General features: G+C 73.0%; 16 protein-coding genes, 1 tRNA gene and 2 pseudogenes. 10 read left to right on the forward strand and 9 right to left on the reverse strand.

Annotated features, from left to right (window positions below):
• Positions 1 to 18: 18 nt before the first annotated feature.
• Positions 19 to 1,356 carry a M20/M25/M40 family metallo-hydrolase gene (locus tag NMK44_RS17285; protein ID WP_254743975.1) on the reverse strand — a complete coding sequence of 446 codons (1,338 nt, stop codon included), beginning with the start codon at positions 1,354 to 1,356 and terminating at the stop codon, positions 19 to 21.
• Positions 1,357 to 1,614: 258 nt separating this feature from the next.
• Here NMK44_RS17285 and NMK44_RS17290 point away from each other — a divergent pair.
• Positions 1,615 to 1,699, forward strand: a tRNA-Leu gene (locus tag NMK44_RS17290).
• A gap of 98 nt (positions 1,700 to 1,797) precedes the next feature.
• Here the strand turns inward: NMK44_RS17290 and NMK44_RS17295 are convergent.
• Positions 1,798 to 2,550 carry an ABC transporter permease gene (locus NMK44_RS17295; protein ID WP_254744256.1) on the reverse strand — a complete coding sequence of 251 codons (753 nt, stop codon included), beginning with the start codon at positions 2,548 to 2,550 and terminating at the stop codon, positions 1,798 to 1,800.
• 50 nt (positions 2,551 to 2,600) lie between these two features.
• Positions 2,601 to 3,389: an ABC transporter ATP-binding protein gene (locus tag NMK44_RS17300; protein WP_254743977.1), complete on the reverse strand. Its 789-nt coding sequence runs from the start codon at positions 3,387 to 3,389 to the stop codon at positions 2,601 to 2,603.
• Positions 3,390 to 3,480: 91 nt separating this feature from the next.
• Here NMK44_RS17300 and NMK44_RS17305 point away from each other — a divergent pair, with 91 nt between their 5' ends.
• Both NMK44_RS17305 and NMK44_RS17310 read left to right on the forward strand, forming a co-directional pair.
• Positions 3,481 to 4,164 (forward strand): TetR/AcrR family transcriptional regulator, encoded by a 684-nt coding sequence (locus NMK44_RS17305; RefSeq protein WP_254743979.1) that lies wholly within the window; start codon positions 3,481 to 3,483, stop codon positions 4,162 to 4,164.
• Positions 4,152 to 4,460, forward strand: a complete 309-nt coding sequence (locus NMK44_RS17310; RefSeq protein ID WP_254743981.1) for a DUF6204 family protein — start codon at positions 4,152 to 4,154, stop codon at positions 4,458 to 4,460. The genes NMK44_RS17305 and NMK44_RS17310 overlap by 13 nt, the downstream gene beginning before the upstream one ends.
• Positions 4,461 to 4,477: 17 nt before the next feature.
• Here the strand turns inward: NMK44_RS17310 and NMK44_RS17315 are convergent, their stop codons facing one another.
• A complete protein-coding gene (locus NMK44_RS17315) occupies positions 4,478 to 5,215 on the reverse strand; it encodes a CDP-alcohol phosphatidyltransferase family protein (RefSeq protein ID WP_254743983.1) in 738 nt (245 codons plus the stop codon).
• 125 nt (positions 5,216 to 5,340) lie between these two features.
• Here NMK44_RS17315 and NMK44_RS17320 point away from each other — a divergent pair, with 125 nt between their 5' ends.
• From NMK44_RS17320 to NMK44_RS17340, 5 genes and pseudogenes are all read left to right on the forward strand, one after another.
• On the forward strand, positions 5,341 to 6,318 hold the full coding sequence (locus tag NMK44_RS17320; protein ID WP_254743985.1) for a zinc-dependent alcohol dehydrogenase: 978 nt from the start codon (positions 5,341 to 5,343) through the stop codon (positions 6,316 to 6,318).
• 101 nt (positions 6,319 to 6,419) lie between these two features.
• Entirely contained in the window at positions 6,420 to 6,818 is a 399-nt protein-coding gene (locus NMK44_RS17325; RefSeq protein ID WP_254743987.1) for a 6-pyruvoyl trahydropterin synthase family protein, read from the forward strand.
• Positions 6,819 to 6,850: 32 nt separating this feature from the next.
• Positions 6,851 to 7,921: a glycosyltransferase family 4 protein gene (locus NMK44_RS17330; RefSeq protein ID WP_254744258.1), complete on the forward strand. Its 1,071-nt coding sequence runs from the start codon at positions 6,851 to 6,853 to the stop codon at positions 7,919 to 7,921.
• Positions 7,849 to 8,760, forward strand: coding sequence for a class I SAM-dependent methyltransferase (locus NMK44_RS17335; RefSeq protein WP_374215283.1), 912 nt, complete (start codon positions 7,849 to 7,851; stop codon positions 8,758 to 8,760). The genes NMK44_RS17330 and NMK44_RS17335 overlap by 73 nt, the downstream gene beginning before the upstream one ends.
• Positions 8,757 to 9,596, forward strand: a pseudogene (locus tag NMK44_RS17340) (lysylphosphatidylglycerol synthase transmembrane domain-containing protein); the annotation flags it as partial. The gene NMK44_RS17335 and the pseudogene NMK44_RS17340, both read left to right, overlap by 4 nt.
• A gap of 276 nt (positions 9,597 to 9,872) precedes the next feature.
• Here NMK44_RS17340 and NMK44_RS17345 read toward each other — a convergent pair.
• Positions 9,873 to 10,520, reverse strand: a pseudogene (locus tag NMK44_RS17345) (RibD family protein); the annotation flags it as partial.
• The gene (locus NMK44_RS17350; protein WP_254743991.1) at positions 10,517 to 11,269 is read right to left on the reverse strand and encodes a creatininase family protein; all 753 of its coding nucleotides are present in this window, start codon (positions 11,267 to 11,269) and stop codon (positions 10,517 to 10,519) included. The pseudogene NMK44_RS17345 and the gene NMK44_RS17350, both read right to left, overlap by 4 nt.
• Positions 11,270 to 11,367: 98 nt before the next feature.
• Between NMK44_RS17350 and ribA the strand changes: the two genes are divergently transcribed.
• Together ribA and NMK44_RS17360 are read left to right on the forward strand one after the other, a co-directional pair.
• The gene (gene ribA, locus NMK44_RS17355; RefSeq protein ID WP_254743993.1) at positions 11,368 to 12,024 is read left to right on the forward strand and encodes a GTP cyclohydrolase II; all 657 of its coding nucleotides are present in this window, start codon (positions 11,368 to 11,370) and stop codon (positions 12,022 to 12,024) included.
• Between the two features lie 137 nt (positions 12,025 to 12,161).
• On the forward strand, positions 12,162 to 13,262 hold the full coding sequence (locus NMK44_RS17360; protein ID WP_254743995.1) for a serine hydrolase domain-containing protein: 1,101 nt from the start codon (positions 12,162 to 12,164) through the stop codon (positions 13,260 to 13,262).
• 19 nt (positions 13,263 to 13,281) lie between these two features.
• Here NMK44_RS17360 and NMK44_RS17365 read toward each other — a convergent pair whose 3' ends face one another.
• From NMK44_RS17365 to NMK44_RS17375, 3 genes are read right to left on the reverse strand one after another with little or no spacing between them, the layout of a single operon-like run.
• A complete protein-coding gene (locus NMK44_RS17365; protein WP_254743997.1) occupies positions 13,282 to 15,243 on the reverse strand; it encodes a GMC family oxidoreductase in 1,962 nt (653 codons plus the stop codon).
• Entirely contained in the window at positions 15,240 to 16,703 is a 1,464-nt protein-coding gene (locus tag NMK44_RS17370; protein WP_254743999.1) for a tocopherol cyclase family protein, read from the reverse strand. The genes NMK44_RS17365 and NMK44_RS17370 overlap by 4 nt, the downstream gene beginning before the upstream one ends.
• Positions 16,700 to 17,392, reverse strand: coding sequence for a FadR/GntR family transcriptional regulator (locus NMK44_RS17375; RefSeq protein WP_254744260.1), 693 nt, complete (start codon positions 17,390 to 17,392; stop codon positions 16,700 to 16,702). Before NMK44_RS17375 ends, NMK44_RS17370 begins: the two co-directional genes overlap by 4 nt.
• Positions 17,393 to 17,535: the final 143 nt, after the last annotated feature.

Here is a 17,535-nt window from a genome sequence, read left to right on the forward strand (position 1 = left end):
CCGGCTCGGGTCAGGTGATCAGCAGGCGTCCAGGAACCGGTCCAGCACCCGCACCCCGAACTTCAGCCCGTCCACCGGCACCCGCTCGTCGACGCCGTGGAACATCCCGGCGAAGTCCAGCTCCGGGGGCAGCTTCAGCGGAGCGAACCCGAAGCAGCGGATGCCGAGGTCGTCGAAGGACTTGGCGTCCGTACCGCCCGAGAGGCAGTACGGCACGGCGCGGGCGATCGGGTCCTCGGCCTTCAGCGCCGACTGCATGGCGTCGACCAGGGCGCCGTCGAAGCTGGTCTCCAGCGCCTTGTCCGCGTGCACGTCCTCGCGCCTGACCCGCGGGCCGAGGATGCGGTCGAGGTCGGCGAGGAACTCCTCCTCGTACCCCGGCAGGAAGCGCCCGTCGACGTGGGCGGTGGCCTGCCCCGGGATCACATTGACCTTGTACCCGGCGCCGAGCATCGTCGGCGCGGCCGTGTTCTGCAGCGTCGCCCCGATGATCTTCGCGATACCGCCCAGCTTGGCGAGGGTCTCGTCCATGTTCTCCGGGTCGAGCGGGGTGCCGAGGGCATCGGAGAGCTCGTCCAGGAACGACCGCACGGTCTTGGTCACCCGCACCGGGAACTTGTGCCGCCCCAGGCGTCCGACCGCCTCCGCCAGCTCCGTGATCGCGTTGTCCTTGTTGGTCATGGAGCCGTGCCCCGCGGTGCCGTCCACCGTGAGCCGCATCCAGTGCATGCCCTTCTGGGCGGTCTCGATCAGGTACAGCCGCAGATCCTCGTTGACGGTGAACGAGAACCCGCCGACCTCGCCGATCGCCTCCGTCACACCCTCGAACAGGTCCGGGTGATGGTTGACCAGGTGCCGCGCCCCGTACACGCCGCCGGCCTCCTCGTCGGCGAGGAAGGCGAGCACGATGTCACGCGGGGGCTTGCGGCCGGTGCGCAGCCGCTCGCGGACCACCGCGAGCGTCATGGCGTCCATGTCCTTCATGTCGACCGCGCCCCGGCCCCAGACGCAGTCGTCGATGATCTCGCCGGAGAAGGGGTGATGAGTCCAGTCCTCGGCGTTGGCCGGTACGACGTCGGTGTGGCCGTGGATGAGCAGCGCGGGACGGGACGGGTCCTCGCCTTCGATGCGCGCCACCGTCGAGGCCCGGCCCTTGGCGGACTCGACGATCAGCGGTTCGAGCCCCACCTCGGCGAGCTTTTCGGCGACGTACTCGGCAGCCGCGCGCTCGCCGGGGCCGGAGTGGTCACCGTAGTTACTGGTGTCGATACGGATCAGGTCGCGGCAGAGGTCGACGACCTCGTCCTCGCCCGTGACCGTACCGGCGGTCGTCGCGTCCGAAAGCGACTCGCTCACGCTGCCTCCTCCTGTTCACTGCCGCGGCGCGCAGCCCGCAGCCGGGCCGACCCACGACGGGGCCCACCAGCCATACTCCACCCCCCGCCCGCCCAGCCCAAGGCGGCAATATCGCCGTCATGCCCCCGTCACACACCAACCCCGCCCAGAACCCCCCGGCCACCGGCCCGGGCCCGGGCATCCGTGTGATCGAGCACGCCCGGATGTTTGCTATGGTTTCCACGTCGGAGCGGCCGCGGGCCGCACGGCAGACACCTGGTCCGGGTGGCGGAATGGCAGACGCGCTAGCTTGAGGTGCTAGTGCCCTTTATCGGGCGTGGGGGTTCAAGTCCCCCCTCGGACACACAGCGATACAGCTTCATACCGGATGCGGCCCGAGGATCTCCTCGGGCCGCATCCGTCGTTGCGCCACTGTGTGTTCCGGGATGGTCCCGAAGGCCGCTAGGCCGGGGCGCTGCGGAAGAGGCGGGCGCCGGCGAGGAGGCAGAGGGCGGCCAGGGCCAGGGTGACGGCCGCGCCGACGGCCACCGTGCCGTTCGCGTAGTGGCCCAGGAAGACCTGGCGCACGGCGTCGACCGTGTACCGGAACGGGACGGCGCGGGAGATGCCGTCGAGCCAGCCGGGGGCGAGCGACATCGGCAGCAGCAGACCGGCCAGCAGCATCAGCGGCATACCCGCGGTGTTGACGACGGCGGCGAACTCCTGGCCTGTCCTGATGTGCATCGCCAGACCGTAGGACAGCGCGGAGAGCGCCGCGGCGACCACGGCGACGAAGAGCAGGCCGAGCAGGACGCCCGGCAGCGGGGCGCGCAGGCCGAGGGCCAGGCCGAGGAGGACGAGCAGGACGGCCTGGGCCACCAGTTGGACGACGTCGCGCAGGGTCCGGCCGAGCAGCAGGGCGAGCGGGGTCACGGGGGTGACGCGCATCCGGTCGACCACCCCGAGGCTGCGGTCCATCAGCAGACCGAGTCCCACGTAGGAGCCGCCGAGCAGGGTGAGCTGGATGAGGACGCCGGGGACCAGGGCCTGCCAGGAGGAGCCGCTGACGCCGATGTCCAGCTCGGTCAGCAGCGGACCGAAGAGCGCCAGGAAGAGCAGGGGTTGGAGCATGCCGAAGAAGAGATTGGTCTTGGAGCGGAGGGTCGCGCGCAGCGCGCGGCCGAAGACGATGCCGGTGTGGGCGAGGAGTGTCATGGGTCTCATGGGGTTGAGGTGAATGGTGTGAGATCAGGTGGTGGCGGGGCTCAGATGGCCACCGGTTCACCGGTCGCACCGCGTCCGGTGATGGCGAGGAACGCGTCCTGGAGGCTGGCCGCCGGATCACCGGTGTAGCGGGTCTTGAGGTCGGCCGGGGTTCCCTCGGCGACGATCCGTCCGGAGTCCACGACCACCACGCGGTCGGCGAGCGCGTCGGCCTCGTCCAGGTAGTGGGTGGTCAGGAAGACGGTCGTGCCGTGTTCGGCGCGGACGCGGGCCACCAGCTCCCACAACTCGGCCCGGCTGCCGGGGTCGAGCCCCGTCGTCGGCTCGTCGAGGAAGAGCACTTCGGGCCGGTTGGCCAGGCCCATCGCGATCTCCAGCCGACGGCGCTGACCACCGGAGAGCGCACCGGTCGGACGGTCCATGAGGTCCGACAGACCGAGCTCGCGGGCGAGTTCACCGGCGCGTTCACGCGCGGCACCGCGGGACATCAGATGCAGTCGGCACTGGGTGACCAGCTCCTCGCGGACCCCGCAGGCGGGGTCCAGCCCGCCCGACTGGGCCACGTAGCCGATACGGCGGCGGACGCCCGCCGGGTCGCGCAGCAGGTCATGGCCCGCGATCTCGGCGTCACCGCCGCTGGGCGGCAGCAGGGTGGTGAGCATCCGCAGGGTGGTGGTCTTGCCCGCGCCATTGGGGCCGAGGAAACCGAGGATCTCACCCCGGCCGACGGTGAGGTCGATACCGCGGACGGCGTGCACCGGTCCGCTCTTGAGCTGGAAGGTCCGGGTGAGGCCCCGGATCCGGATCACGGATGAGGAGAGTGAGGACATGCCGAGGATGGAAGCACAACGGACTGCAAAACTGCAATCGACTTAACCTTTGGAGGTCAATGAGACTTTGCAGTGCGGTTAGACTTCCGTCATGGCTGAAGGACTACGGGAACGGCACAAGCGGCGTACGCGCCTGCGCATCACGGAAACGGCCGTGACCCTGTTCGTGGAGCGCGGCTTCGACCAGGTCACGGTCGCCGAGGTCGCGGAGGCGGCGGAGGTCTCGGTGAACACGCTGTACAAGTACTTCCCGGCGAAGGAGGACCTGGTCCTGCCGCCCGACCAGGCGTCCCCCGAGCGGCTCGCCGATATCGTCCGGCAGCGCGGCTCCGGCCAGAGCGCCGCGCGGGCGGTCCTCGGGCGGCTGCGCGAGGAGGTGCGCCGCCGCGACCGCGCGGTGGGCCTGTCCGAGGGGTACGGCCGGTTCTTCGCGATGATGCGCGCCGCCCCCACCCTCCTCGCCCGGCTGGAGGACCTCGGCTCGCGGATGACCGACGCGCTCGCCGCGGTCCTCGCCGAGGAGACCGGCGCGGCGCCGGACGATCCGCTGCCACGGGTGATGGCCACACAGATCAGCTGCAACCACGCGCTGGTCTACGCCGAGATCGGCAGGCGCACCACGGCGGGTGAGCCGCCGGACACCATCGCCGCCGCCGTCCTCGAACTCCTCGACCTCATCGAGGAATCCTTGGGCGAGCGGGTGCTCGGCTACGCCCCGAAGGACGCGAAGGACCCGAAGTCCCCGCAGGAGGAGGACCGGCCGTGTTCAGGGTGACGATCCGGGGCGTGTTCGACGGACTCGACGACGCCCAGCGCAGCGCCCTCACCGAGAGCTCCGGCCCCTTCCAGGCCGCGTTCACCGAGGCGGGCGGGTTCACCTGCGACACCGGTCTGTCGGCGTTCACCTTCCGCTGCCAGGTGGGGGTGGTGGAGCCGGACGACGGTGAACAGGGCGCCACACGGCGGGCGCTGGCGGTCCTGGAGGCGTACGGCTATCCGTACCGGGTGCTGCGGACCGGGGTCACCGATATGCGCACCATCAAGGTCCGCCGCAAGGGCCGCCGTTCCTGACTGCCCTGCGGTGCCCCTCAGCCCTGGGCATGCGCACGCCGGTGACGGGTGCGCCACAGCCACCCGATGTCACGGGTGAAGGACCAGCTCAGCAGGGCCAGGGCGAGCAGTACTTCGGCGAAGGCCGCGGTCCTGGGGAGGATCGCGGCCCCGGCCACCAGCAGGGCGATGCCCTGGAGCGCGGCCACCGTCTTGCGGGCCGTGCTCGGCGGCAGTTCACCGTGCAGCCACGGCAGGAACCGGGCCGCCAGGACGAAGGCGTAGCGCATGGCGCCGATCAGCAGGACCCAGGGGCCGAGCGAGGTGGCCACGTAGACGCTGAGCACCAGGATGAGGAACGCGTCCACCTCCATGTCGAAGCGGGCGCCCAGCGGGGAGGAGGTGCCGGTGCGGCGGGCCACCTTGCCGTCCACCGCGTCCAGGATCAGCGCCACCGCGGTGAGCGCGACCAGCACCGTGACCTGGGGCGGACTCTGGAAGGAGTCGGCGACCAGCGCGGTCACCCCGCCGACCAGGGTGGCCCGTGCCAGGGTGACGCGGTTGGCCGCCCCGAACGAGCGCAGCCACGAACGGGACACGGCGCGGTTGAGCACCGCCCAGGTGGCGAGGGCGAAGACCAGTCCGGTCAGCCATCCCGCCGGACCGAGGCCGAGTGCCGTGCCGAGCAGGGCGATCAGGGCGAGCTGGGCGCCCGCCCCCGCCGCGGTCTCCTGTCGCAGCGGTTTGGCGTTGTATGTGTCATTCAGGGTTGCCACCGTGCACCCTCCGGCTGTGTGGCGGAGTTGATGAGCGCCGCGTACCGTGATCGCGGCTGGCCTTCCGTACGTGTGCCGCCGCCCGATTGTTCAGCTGTTCAGCGCGATCCCTCTGGAGGACACCGATGGAGCGCGTCGCCCGCGCCTTCTGGCTCCGCTCCCCCGGCCACGGCGAGATACGGGAGGTGGAGCTGCCCGAACCCGCCGATGACGAGGTGGTGGTGCGCGCTCTGTGCTCGGGTGTCAGCCGGGGTACGGAGACCCTGGTGTTCCGGGGCGGGGTGCCGGAGAGCCAGCACACCGCGATGCGGGCGCCGTTCCAGGAGGGCGCGTTCCCGGCGCCGGTGAAGTACGGCTATCTCAGTGTCGGTGAGGTGGAGCAGGGGCCCCGGGAACTGCTGGGGCGCACGGTGTTCTGTCTCCATCCGCACCAGACCCGCTATGTGGTCCCGGCGAGCGCGGTGACGGTGGTGCCCGAGGACGTGCCCGCGCGGCGGGCGGTGCTGGCCGGGACGGTGGAGACCGCGGTGAACGCGGCGTGGGACGCCGCGCCGCTGCTCGGGGACCGGATCGCGGTGGTGGGCGCCGGGATGATCGGGGCGAGTGTGGCCGCCGTACTGGCCCGCTATCCGGCGGTGCGGGTGCAGTTGGTGGACGCCGATCCGGCGCGGGCCGGGGTCGCGGCGGCGCTCGGTGTGGAGTTCGCGCTGCCGGAGGAGGCCGCGGACGGCTGTGACCTGGTGGTGCACGCCAGTGCCAGCGAGGCCGGGCTCGCCCGTTCGCTGGAACTGCTCGCCCCGGAGGGCACGGTGGTGGAGCTGAGCTGGTACGGCGACCGGCGGATCAGTCTGCCGCTGGGCGAGGCGTTCCACTCGCGCCGGCTGACCGTGCGCAGCAGCCAGGTGGGGACGGTGTCGCCGAACCGGGGCCCGCGCCGCGGCTACGGCGACCGGCTCGCGCTGGCCCTGGAGCTGCTGGCCGATCCCTCCTTCGATGCGCTGGTGACCGGGGAGTGCTCCTTCGAGGAGCTGCCGGGGGTGTTGCCGCGGCTGGCCTCGGGTGAACTCCCGGGGCTGTGCCACCGTGTGCTGTACGGCCCCTGAGGCCGCCGCGAAATCGGTCTGAACACGGAGAACGCATCGGCCGTACTAGACGGCGTGCCCCGGCAGACGGGCCCGACGCGCGCACCTGGAGGGTCATTCCGTTGTTCAGCATCACCGTCCGCGACCACATCATGATCGCCCACAGCTTCCACGGCGAGGTCTTCGGACCCGCGCAGCGGTTGCACGGGGCGACGTTCCTCGTGGACGCCACGTTCCGCCGCACCGAGCTGGACGACGACAACATCGTCGTCGACATCGGACTGGCCACCCGTGAACTCGGTCAGGTGACCGGGGCGCTGAGCTATCGCAATCTCGACGACGAACCGGACTTCGCGGGGATCAACACCTCCACGGAGTTCCTCGCCAAGGTGATCGCCGACCGGCTGGTGGAGCGGGTGCATGCCGGGGCGCTGGGCGAAGGGGCCCGGGGGCTCACGGGTGTGACGGTCACCCTGCACGAATCGCATATCGCCTGGGCGAGCTACGAGCGTGCCCTGTGAGCGGCGGTGAACCGCGGGCGGTGCACATCGTGATGCCCGGCGATGTGCACGATCCCACCGCGCCGAGCGGGGGCAACGTCTATGACCTGCGGGTGTGCCGGGATCTGCCCGGCACCGGCTGGGAGGTGCACGAGCACGCGGTGACCGGGGCATGGCCCCAGCCGACCGCCGCTTCCCGTGCCGAACTGGCCCGGATCCTGGCGGAGCTGCCCGACGGCAGTGTGGTGCTCCTCGACGGGCTGGTGGCCTGCGCCGTGCCGTATCTCGTCGTGCCCGAGGCGGCGCGGCTGCGGCTGGCGGTGCTGGTGCATCTGCCGCTCGGTGACGAGACCGGGCTCGCCCCGGGCCGGTCGGCGGATCTGCAGTCGCTGGAGGGCCGGACGCTGCGCGCGGTGGGCGCGGTGGTGGCCACCAGCGACTGGGCGGCCCGGCGGCTGGTGGCGTTGCACGGACTCGCCCCGGGGCAGGTGCATGTGGCCGCGCCCGGGGCCGATACGGGGCCCGCCGCCGAGGGCGGCGAGGCCGGGACGCGGCTGCTGTGCGTGGCGTCGGTGACCCCGCGCAAGGGACAGCGGGGACTGATCGAGGCACTGGCCGGGATCGGCGATCTGTCGTGGGAGTGCACGTTCGTGGGCGGTCTCGACCGGCATCCGGACTATGTGGAGCGGGTGCGGGAGCTGATCGGACGGTCGCGTCTGGAGGACCGGCTGCGGCTGGTCGGCCCGCGCTCGGGCGCGGAGCTGGAGGCCAGTTACGCCGCCGCCGATCTGCTGGTGCTGCCCTCGCACGCGGAGACCTACGGCATGGCGGTCACCGAGGCGCTGGCCCGTGGCATCCCGGTGCTCGCCACCGAGGTGGGCGGGGTCCCGGAGGCGGTGGGCAAGGCGCCGGACGGCAGTGTGCCGGGCATGCTCATCGCCCCGGAGGACCCGGAGGCGCTCACCGCCGCGCTGCGCCGCTGGCTGGGTGAGCCCGACACGCGGCGGCGGCTGCGGGAGGCCGCGCGCGGCCGGCGCACCGCCCTGGACGGGTGGGACACGACATCGCGGAGTCTGGCCACGGTGCTGGACCGGCTCCGCCGGGACACCGGGAGGGCCGCGTGACGGCGACCGACACACCGCGCTACACCCCCGACTGGCTTGAGCTGCGCGAGGGTGCCGACGCGGCGGCCCGCGCCCCCGAACTGCTGGATGCGCTGCGGGCCCAGCTCGCCGCACGGCCGGGGCCGGACGGTCCGCTGGTGGTGCACGACCTGGGCTGTGGCACCGGGTCGATGGGCCGCTGGCTGGCGCCCCGGCTGCACGCGCCGCAGCGCTGGGTGCTGCACGACCGGGATCCGCGGCTGCTCCAGCGGGCCGCCGGACAGCCGCCGTGCGACGCCGGGGGCACACCGGTGCAGGTGGAGACCCGGCAGGGCGATCTGGGACGGCTGACCGCGGCGGATCTGGCGGGCGCCTCCCTGGTGACCGCCTCGGCGCTGCTGGACGTCCTGACGCGGGAGGAGATCGACCGGCTGGCCGCGCTGTGCGCGGAGGCCGGGTGTCCGGTGCTGCTGGCGCTGTCGGTGATGGGCCGGGTCGAGCTGACCCCGGCCGATCCGCTGGACGACGAGATCCTGGACGCCTTCAACGCCCATCAGCGGCGTGGGGTGCTGCTGGGTCCGGAGGCGGTGGCGGTGGCCACCGAATCGTTCCAACGGCGGGGCGTGGTGGTGCGGACGCACAGCAGCCCGTGGCGGCTGGGCCCGGAGGAGTCCGCGCTGACGGCGGAGTGGCTGCGGGGCTGGGTCGGCGCGGCCAAGGAGCAGCGGCCGGACCTCGGGGCGCGCGCGGACGCGTATCTGCGGCGCCGGCTGGAGGTGTGCGCGTCCGGTGGTCTGGGGGCGGTGGTGCACCACCGCGATCTGCTGGCGCTGCCCGTACCGGTGGGGGCCGCGGCATGAGCGGGGCGGTCCGGGCGCGGCTCGGCGCGGTGGCCGGTACGGTCATCCTCGCGGTGCTGCTGTGGCGGCTGGGCACAGGCGCGTTCGTGGACGGACTGCGCAGGATCGACGGGCCGACGCTGCTGGCGGCGCTCGGACTGGGTCTGCTCACCACGGTGTTCAGCGCATGGCGCTGGTGTCTGGTGGCGCGGGGCCTGCGGATCCGGCTGCCGCTGGGCCGGGCCGTGGCGGACTACTACCGCTCGCTGTTCCTCAACGCCGCGCTGCCCGGCGGGGTGCTGGGCGATGTGCACCGCGCGGTGCGTCACGGGCGCACCTCCGGTGATGTCGGGCGTGGTGTGCGCGCGGTGGTGCTGGAGCGGGTGGCCGGTCAGGTGGTGCTGATCGCGGTGGGAGTGCTGTTGCTGCTGGCCCATCCGGCGGTGGCACTGGAGCAGACCGGCCGGGTGGCCGCCCGGATCGCCGGGTCCCCGGTCGCTGTGACGGCGGTGGCCGTGGTGGCCGCCGGGGTGGTGGCGCTGCTGGTACGGCGTCGCCGCGGAGCGGCCGGCCCCTCCCGGGGGCGGCGGGCGCTCCGCGGCGCGCTGGCCGAGGCGCGCCGCGGGCTGCTGGCCCGCGGGAGCTGGCCGGGGGTGGCGGTGGCCTCGGTGGTCGTCCTGGCCGGACATGTGGCCACGTTCCTGCTGGCCGCGCGGGCCGCGGGGTCAACCGCTCCGGTCGCCGTGCTGGTGCCGCTGCTGGTGCTGGCCCTGATCGCCATGGCGCTGCCGCTGAACGTCGGCGGCTGGGGTCCCCGGGAGGGGGTCACCGCCTGGGCGTTCGGCGCCGCGGGGCTCGGCGCCGGCCAGGGTCTTTCGGTGGCCGTGGTCTACGGGGTGCTCACCTTCGCGGCGAGCCTGCCCGGTGTCGCGGTGCTCATCGGCCAGTGGGCCGCCGGGCTGCGGCGTCCCCAGGTCGAGTTCGAAGAGGGTGTCCTCGCCGAGGACACCGCGGCGCACGGAGGGGCGCAGCGCGTCCCGCAGCACCGGGGTACCGGCGAACCGCAGTCCGGGGACACCGTCGCCGATCAGGACCGGCGCCACGGTGACGTAGAGCCGGTGCAGTGCCCGCTCGTGCAGAAAGCGGGACACGGTCACCCCGCCGCCCTCGACCAGCATCCGGCCCAGGCCGCGCCGCGCGAGCGCGTCCACCAGGCGGTGGGGGGCGAATGCGTCGCGGTCCGGCAGCGTCAGCACCTCCACGCCCTCCGGGGCGGCCGGGTGCTCGCTGCCGGCGGCCACCACCCACAGCGTGGGCGCTGAACCGTCCGTGAAGACCCGGCGAGTGAGGGGAACCCGGCCATGCGGATCGACGACAACACGCACCGGATGGTCACCGGCGCAGGCGCGGACGGTGAGTTGCGGATCGTCGGCGGCGGCGGTTCCGGCGCCGACGAGCACCGCGTCGGTGAGCGCCCGCAGCCGGTGCAGATGAAGGCGGTCCTCCTCACCGGTGACGTAGTCGGCGTCGCCGGTGCGGGTGGCGATGAACCCGTCCAGGCTCTGGCCGAGCTGGGCCACCACCAGCCGGGGCCCGGCCAGGCACAGGGGGGCGTAGCGCGCGGCGAGTTCCCCGGCTTCGGGTGTGGCGGGCTGCCGCCACCGGTGCGTACCGTCCGCGTCCCGGACCAGACCGGCCGCCTCGGCCTCCGTTCCGGTCCGGACCGCGCGCAGCAGGTCCCACGCGCGCGCCGCGTCGAGTTCGGCGGTGCGGTCCGTCATCGCGTCTCCTCCCGGGCGCCGAGCAAGGAGAGATACTCATGGAAGGAATCGACGAGACCGGCCAGGAGTTCCTTTCCCTTTTCGGCGGATGCCAGGGAGGGCCTCCCTATGACCCCGGACTCCGTATAGGCGGACATACCGAGGGTGAGCAGATGCTTCCGGTCATCCGCTATCCAGTCGGCCTTTTCCTGTCCGGGCCGGACGAGTTCCGGGCGGACCCGCAGGAGGATGGAAGTCTCCAGTTCTCCGGCATGCATATCGCTGTTGGACGGCGTCTGCACTCCGGCCCGCTCACGCGCGGCCGCCCAGTCGGCCGAGCCCGGGAAAAGTGCCATACGCATACCGATGCCCGCGGATTCCTGTACCACGTTGCGCAGCACGTAATTCCCGCCGTGTCCGTTGATCACGACGAGGGCGTGGACGCCCGAGGCCCGCAGCGATACGGCGATGTCCCGGACGACGGCGTGCAGGGTGGCCGCGGAAATGCTCACCGTACCGGGCCAGTCCGCGTGCTCGTGCGAGCAGGAGACGGTGATCGGAGGCAGCGCGAGCACCGGGTGGACCGCGGCGATCTCACTGGCGATCGCGCAGGCCACGACCGTGTCGGTGATCAGCGGGAGTCCGGCGCCATGCTGTTCGAAACTCCCCACGGGCAGGACGGCGACCCGGGCTCCCCGGGCCCGGACGTCCTCCGTCGTATCCGTCGGCAGAAGATCCGGGACCTGTGGTCGCGTTCCCGAACTGCTCATGTTTTCCGGGCCTTTCGTTCGTATACCGGGGCATCGTGTCGACACATGCCCGCCATTTTCACCTACACCGCAGGCAGTTTGCCAGATAGGATCGGGACATGACAGTAAGTGATAGCGTGTTCGACTCCAGTGCTCGCACCGCGGGTGCCAAGCGCGTGGCGAATCTCCAACTGTCCACCGTGTACGGCGAATTCCGCGCGGTCGGCTACCTCGACCTCAATCGCGGGGATGAACAAATAGCCCTGGTATACGGTGATGTCGAGGGTGAGGACGTTCTTACCCGGCTGCATTCGGAGTGCCTGACCGGAGATGCCTTCGGATCCAAGCACTGCGAGTGCGGGGACCAGCTCTCCGCCGCGCTGAACACCATCACCCGCGAGGGCCGCGGCATTCTGATCTACCTCCGTGGCCATGAGGGCCGGGGCATCGGTCTGCTCTCCAAACTGCAGGCGATGCAGCTCCAGGCCGAGGGGATGGACACCGTCGAGGCCAATCTGGCCCTCGGACTGCCCGCGGACGCCCGTGACTACCAGGTGGCGGCCGAGATGCTGCACGACCTCCAGGTGCGGTCGGTGCGGCTGCTGTCCAACAACCCGCTCAAGCGGGACGCGCTGCTGCGCCATGGCATCGACGTCAGCGAGCAGGTGCCGCTGCTGACCCCGCCGCGCGAGGAGAACATCACATATCTGCGCACCAAGCGGGACCGGATGGACCACTACCTGCCGCATCTGGAGGTCGCGGCCGACCGCTCGTGAGGGCGGTCCAGGACCGCCGCGGCGCGCGGCCCGCGGACCCCGCCGCGGGCGCCCCGCCGGGGCGGCGATGAGTTTCCGGCCGCCCTCCGGTCTCACCTTCCACAGGCGCGACAGCGGTACGCGGATGAGGAGCGGTGATGGACGGCACGGCGGAGCGGGTCCGGCGGAGCATCGACCGGATGGTGGAGTCCGGGGCGGAGCGCGGTGTCCAGGTGGCGGTCCACCGGCACGGGGAGCTGGTGGTGGACGCGGTGGCGGGGATCGCCGATCCGGCCACCGGACGGCCGGTGACCCCGGCGACGGTGTTCTACAACTACTCCATCGGAAAGTCGGCCGCCTCGGCGCTGGTGCACGTGCTGGCCGAGCGGGGCGCGTTCGGCTACGACACCCCGGTGGCCGCGCTGTGGCCGGAGTTCGGGGCACACGGCAAGGAGCGGGTGACCGTACGGCAGGTGCTCACGCACTCCGCAGGGGTGCCGGGGCTGCCCCTGGACACCACCGTCGAGGAGCTGTGCGACTGGGAGCGGATGTGTGCGGTGATCGCCGATGCCGAGCCGTGGTGGGAGCCGGGCACGGCGGTCGGCTATCACGCGTACACCTTCGGCTACATCGTCGGTGAGATCGTGCGCCGGGTGACCGGCCGCCCCCTCGCCCGGGTACTGCGCGAGGAGCTGACCGGACCACTGGGCGTGGCGGACGAGCTGTACTTCGGGATGCCGGTGTCCGAGCACGGACGGCTGGCACGCCTGGAGGACGCGCCGGGCGCCGAGGAGATGTGGGCGGGGCTGCCCGAGGACCTGCCGATGTTCCGGGCCGGCCCGAAGGCCGCGTTCCCCACGGCCGCGCTGGGCAACCGCACGGACATCCTGGCCGCCGACATCCCGGCGGGCGGCAAGACCTCCGCCCGCGCCATGGCCCGGCTCCACGCCGCCCTGATGGGTGACATCCCCGGTGTCCGGCTCGTCTCCCCGGAGCGGCTGCGGGAGATGACCTCGGTGGCGGCGAGCGGCACCGACCGGATCTACGGCAACGAGTCCGCCTGGGGGCTCGGCTTCGCGCTCGGACTGCCCGACGGCTCCCAGCGGAAGGCCGGGGTGTTCGGCATGGGCGGCGCCGGTGGCAGCTTCACCTTCGGGGACGTGGCGAACGGGGTGGCCTTCGCCATCACCAAGAACCGGCTCACCCCGGACTTCTCCGCCGCCACCGAGGTCATCGGCATCGTGACCGCCGGGGTGTAGCCGGGCCGGACGCCACCGGTCAGCCGATGCCGCCCGAGACCGCCACGGCCGCCTCCGCCCCCTCCAGATGGGCCTCGCACACCGTGAGGGCGGCGGCCATGATGGAGAGCTGCGGATTGACCTCGGGACAGCTCGGCAGCACCGAGGCGTCGGCCACCAGCACTCCCCGCACCCCGCGCAGCCGTCCCGCCGGATCGGCCGGGGCCCGCTGCGGATCGGCACCCGCCGCGGCCGTACCGGTGGGGTGGAACGCGGACAGATGGAGCTGACGGCCGTTCACCTTCTCCAGGGCGGCGTCGAGTTCGTCGAGGGTGCGCACCCGGGGGGTGGCGGGGAGCCCGGTGAGCACCTCCTCCGCGCCCGCCGCGAGCAGCAGTTCGCCCATGGCGCGCACGGCCCGCACCAGACGGCCCGCGTCCCGGCGGTCCAGTCCGTAGCGGAGCAGGGTACGGTCCCGGCCCAGCACCCGGCCGGACGGCCGGTCCGCGATCATGGCGCCGAAGGTGGCGAGCCGGTCGGAGGTCTCCAGTTCGCGGCGGAGTTCGCCGCCGAGGCCCGGGAGGACGAAGGAGCCCATGCCCGGCGGAGTGGCGGTGGCCTCGATCAGGACGCCGTCGGAGTGGTGTTCCTCCACCCCGACGCTCTGGAGCACCCCTTCCCACGCGGTGACGGGTTCGGCGAACCGCCCGGCCACGCTGGTCGCCGGATGCACGCTCAGGTTGCGGCCGAGCATCGGATGGCCGCCGAGGCCGGAGCGGCGCAGCAGCGGCGGTGTCTCCAGGGCGCCCGCGGCCACGACCACCAGCGGGGCGAGGATCTCCAGTTCGGCCCCGTCCTCCCGGCGCACCCGGACGCCCGCGGCGCGCGGTCCGCCGGGGCGGTCGCGTTCGACGAGGATCCGCCGCACCCGGGCGCCGGTGACGATCCGGGCTCCGGCGGCGCAGGCGTCGGGCAGCACGGAGAGCTGCACACTCTGCTTGGCGCCGGTGGGGCAGCCCACGACGCACTGACAGGAGCCCTTGCAGCCGGGGGCGTTGCGGCGCAGTGGCGCGGCCTGCCAGCCCAGCCGTTCGGCGCCGCTGAGGGCGAGCAGTCCGTTGTTGCCGAGCACGTCCAGCGGCTGGGTGGCCACCTGGAGGGTCTTCTCGGCGTCGTCCAGCGCGGCGTCGAAGCGGTCGGCCAGTTCGAACCCGAAGGCGCCGCGCCACCGTCCGAGGACATGGTCCGGAGTGCGGTAGCAGGTACCGGAGTTGACCACGGTGGTGCCGCCGACGGCCCGGCCGACCGGCAGCAGCAGCGGGGGGTTGCCGACGGCCACGGTGGCGCCGCCGTCCCGGTACAGCTCGGTGAACCGGTCCAGCGGGGTGCGCCGTCCGAAGGAGGCCGTGGAGTGGTGGTGGCCCTCCTCCAGGACGACCACGCTCAGTCCGGCGCGGGCGAGGGTGCGGGCGGCCATGGCCCCGCCCGCACCGGAGCCGATGACCACGGCGTCGGCGGTGGAGCGGGCGGGCCAGGCGTCGGCGGGGGTGCAGTCCAGCGGCGGGTCCTGGCGCGAGAGCGCCGGCCCGGGCCGGCTGCCGCCGTGGTCGAGCATGCGCTCGGTACCGGCGGCGAGCAGGACGGGGACCTTGAGCACGTCGAACAGCGGGAGCAGCGCGGAGCGGGCGCCCAGCGAGCCGAGCAGCCGTTCCCGTTCGTCCGGGCGGAGGGCGCTCAGCCTGCGGCCGGTGGTGGCGAGCGCGAATCCGTCGAGCGCGGCGGCCGCGGCGCGCACTCCGGCGCGGGCGGGCAGCGGCATCGAGGAGAGCACGGTCTCCAGCCGCCGGGGCACCCGGCCGGGCCACGGGGTGGCGCCGTCGTCCGCGAGGAGGGCGGCGACCAGGCCGTCCAGGCTGCCGCCACCGTGCGGCGCACGCAGCCGGGTGGCGGAGGTGCAGACGGCGGCGCGGGAGGTGTCGCCGTGGGGGGTGTCGGGGTTCATCGGTCGCCCACCTCCGCGTGTGCCGTGCCGTCGAGGGTCCAGACGCGTTCCGTACGCCACCTGCCCCACCAGCGTTCGAGCAGGACGTGGGCGTCGGCGCTCTCGCTGTTGCGGCAGACCGCGGGGGAACCGTCGGGGTCGGCGTAGTCCAGGGCCAGCGTCCGGTCCTCGGGCTGGGTGACCTCGACGCGGATCCGGCGCAGTCCGGCGCGTCCGGTCACCGTCCAGGTGGGCAGGGCGACATCGGCACGGAACCGGCCGAGTCCGGCCCAGCCCAGGGCGGCGCGCTCGGCCCGCCGGGGCCAGGTGCGGCCGCGGTGGCGCAGCCGCAGGAAGACCAGCGGGGGCAGCCGCCGCAGTCCGGGGCGGGTGGAGACGGCGGCCACGATCTCCAGCACCCCGCCGTCGCCCAGGTCGGCGTGGAGCCAGGCCCAGCGGTGGGCGTTGCCGTGGCCGTAGATCCGGGCGGAGGCGCCCGGCGCGCCGTCGAGGGTGAGGGTGGTGCCGTCGTAGCTGAGGGTGCCGCTGTAGCGGGCGCGGGCGGCCGGGAGGATCTGGGCCGCGGGCAGCAGGGGGCGCCGCCAGGACCAGCGGGGGAAGGTGTACAGCGGGGTGTCGGTGGGCTGTTCGGACAGCTTCCAGCTGAACTCCCCCGCCGTACCGCTGAGCTGACCGGGGGCCGCCTGGATGCCGTCGCCGCTGAATCCCTCGGCGGGGCGGGTCCAGGGCGTGGGGCCGAAGCGGGCGTGGCGCACCGGGCCGTCCTGGGGGAAGGCGGCGGCCCAGCCGTGGGCGAAGGCCGGGGATCCGTCGGAGGGGGCCACGAGTTCATGGTGCAGCCAGATCCCGGTGCCGGTGGCCGGGTCGGTGGCGGTGGTGTACCAGACCTCGGTGCGGCCGGGGGTGCCGTCCCACCGGGGCGCGTGCAGCGGGGCCGACTCCTCGCGGCGCGGGAAGCGGAAGCTGGCCAGGAACGGCAGGAGCTGGGTGGTCAGCGGGAACCGTACGGTGCCGGTCCCGATGGCCCTGCCGTCCTCGTACAGCGTGTACGGCAGCACGGTCATCGAGGCGAGCGGACGGCGGGGGCTGATGGACTTCCAGCCGTCGAGGCTGAGGCGGCGGCCGTCCGCGGTGAAGTCGATCCGGTAGCGGATGCGGCGCCGGGCGAACGGGGAGATCTCCAGGGTTCCGGTGGCGTCGGGGTCGTCGGCCCACCCGGCGACGCGTATCCGGCCCTCCAGCCGGGCCGGTGTGGTGCCGAGCGGACGCAGCACCCGCTCGGCCGCGACCCGCAGATCGAGGCGGACCGGGCGGTCGTGGTCCTCGCCTTCGAGGCGGATCCGGCCGAGCATGGACTCCCGGAAGGTGGTGCCGCGCCGGGGCGGCCGGTGGCGTTCGGATGTGCCGGTGTCGCTCCCGGGGGCGTGGTTGCCGTCCGGAGCGCTGGTGCGCATGCTCATGCGAGGCCCTCCAGCATGATGCGTTCGGTGGCGGTCAGATACGCCTCGGCGGCCCGGTGCGCGGCGCGCGGATCGCCCCGGACCACGGCCTCGACCACCGGTTCCAGCCGGTCGTGGGCGGCGGCGGGATCGGTGAAGGGCCCGGACAGGGCGGTGCGCACGGGCAGATAGGCGTTGAAGAGGGTGTTGGTGAGCAGGGCGTAGACGCGGTTGCCGGTGGCGCGGGCGAGCGCCCGGTGCACCTCGACATCGGCGAGCTGCACTGCGTCGGTGTCCCCGGCCTCGCCCACCTCGGCGAGCAGGGTGCGCAGTTCGTCCTTCTGCCCGTCGGTGGCGCGGGTGGCGGCCCGTTCGGCGATCAGCGCGCCCACGGAGCGCCGCACCTCGAACACCTCACCGATCCAGTCGGGGCTGTGCCGTACCAGCATGGGCAGCAGATCGGCGCCGCCGAGGCGGGCGTAGTCGCGCACCCGGGTGCCCACACCGTGCCGGGTCTCCAGCAGTCCGGCCTGGATCAGCCGTCCGAAGGCGTGTTTGAGGGTGGTGCGGGTGACCCCGTATCCCTCGGCGAGCTCGCGCTCCGGTGGCAGCAGGGTGCCCGCCGGATGACGGCCGGTGAAGATGTCCTCCCGCAGGCGGTTCTCCAGGACGTCGACGATGGTTTCGCGGGGCAGTGCCTCCACGCTCATCCTCCCCCAGTGGCTCAGTGGATGAGCCACATGCAATCACCGTGCACAGATCACGTCAAGGTGCGAGGTTACCGCCACCGGACGGGCGATCAGTGCACATTTGTCCGACACTGGGAGAGCTGCGTGACATCCCGGCGGGACGA

It is taken from the genome of Streptomyces cucumeris, assembly GCF_024295805.1.
In the GTDB taxonomy this organism is placed as follows: Bacteria; Actinomycetota; Actinomycetes; order Streptomycetales; family Streptomycetaceae; genus Streptomyces; species Streptomyces cucumeris.